Genomic DNA, 1423 nt, shown 5'->3' with positions numbered 1-1423 from the left:
CGCAAAACTTCTGCGTTATTCGCTCCTGCCTCGACACGCTACGGAAACAAGGCCATGGCATGCTCGCCGTCTTGCAACGCGCCTTCGCTGGAAACCCGATTCAGCCAGCCCCCGGCTGAACAGTTACCATTTTGTCTCCGTTATTTGAATAGTATGGAAATGTCGATGCTGTAGCGATGTGCCGTGCGCTCCTGCACATTCTGTTGATGCATTAAAAATAGCGAGCGCTCGGTTTTTGAAATGTAGCACCACTGGATTTAAATTGCAGGGAATTGCATGATGCAGCGCAATAACTGTGGGAATTTGGCCTTGCGTATGCGCCTATTGCATATTTGAAAAGTCACAATTGTTTTCCTGAGCTATAATCGGCCCGGCACCAGCCGTCCCGCCGTCTTGCAGCACCGCTCAGGTGCTGTCTTACATTGCTCATACACCGTTACTTGGGAATGCACTTGTCGACCCATTTCAATTTTGAACAGTTTCAGCAGATGACGCCTTTAAATGGCGAAAACATCTGGGAATATATTCTTGACCGCCACGCGGAACGCATCGGCGTCAAGCGCCGCAAGCCGGCGCTGGAAAATCTTGAACGCATCTTCGTCGCCACCTTCCGCCTGGCTAATGACGTGGGCTTCCGCGCCATGAGCTTGCGCGACCTGTGCCGCGAGACCGGACTGTCGATGGGCGGCCTGTATGGCTACATCACCAGCAAAGACCAACTGGCTGAAATGATCGAGGACGTGGTGCGCCACGCCACGCAAGCCTTGCCGCTGCTGTTTGCGGACGTGAAGTCGCCGCTGGACCGTCTGGAGGCGATGATACGCTCGTCGATCTACCTGTCGGAAGTGCTGCAGCCGTGGTTTTATTTTGTCTTCATGGATTCGCGCGTGCTGCAGGTGGAGCAGCGCAGCATGGCGAAAAATTCCGAACTGTATGTGCAGACGCTGATGGCCGCCACCATCGCTGAAATCGAGCCGAAGCCGCAGGGCGATCCCACCTTGCTGGCGGCGCACTGCCTGGCCCTGTTCCAGGACTGGTACGTGAAGCGCTGGAAGTACCGCGCCGCGAAGGTCAATGTCGACGATTTCGCCGATAGTGTCGTCGGTACGGTGCGCGGATACCTTGGCATGGTCAAGGCGCAGACGGCGGCTTGAAAAATGGGGTCTGACCCCGGATCTAGTGTAGTGCTTCGTTATTCTTTGAACTAAGCCTCCGATTGGCACGGATCACTTTTTGCAGGATGTCGTTAGCCTTGGCGGTCCATACAAACGGCTTCGGATTCTGATTATGGGTCGCAATATATTCATGGATTGCGACGGTCAGTTCATGGACGCTACGAAAGACTCCGCGCTGGAGTCGATCCGTTGTCAAACTGCGGAAGAAGCGCTCGACCATGTTGAGCCAGGAGGCGGACGTCGGCGTG

Annotated in this window: 1 protein-coding gene and 1 pseudogene; one reads left to right on the top strand and one right to left on the bottom strand. The window is 55.0% G+C overall.

All coding sequences use genetic code 11. From position 1 onward, the window contains the following. Positions 1-488 precede the first annotated feature (488 nt). Positions 489-1154 (top strand): TetR/AcrR family transcriptional regulator, encoded by a 666-nt coding sequence (locus CSZ94_RS27260; RefSeq protein WP_258001239.1) that lies wholly within the window; start codon positions 489-491, stop codon positions 1152-1154. Between the two features lie 22 nt (positions 1155-1176). Here the strand turns inward: CSZ94_RS27260 and CSZ94_RS27255 are convergent. Continuing rightward, positions 1177-1423 (bottom strand): annotated as a pseudogene (locus CSZ94_RS27255) (IS630 family transposase); the annotation flags it as partial.

Source organism: Janthinobacterium sp. ROICE36 (genome assembly GCF_002869965.1).
Classification (GTDB): Bacteria; Pseudomonadota; Gammaproteobacteria; order Burkholderiales; family Burkholderiaceae_D; genus Janthinobacterium.
The sequence above is the reverse complement of the archived record's forward strand: the minus strand, read 5'-3'. Positions and strand labels throughout refer to the sequence as shown.

Bases quoted from the DNA above. Each gene is read 5' to 3' on its own strand.
- CSZ94_RS27260 (WP_258001239.1), top strand. From the start codon at position 489: ATGACGCCTTTAAATGGCGAAAACATCTGGGAATATATTCTTGACCGC.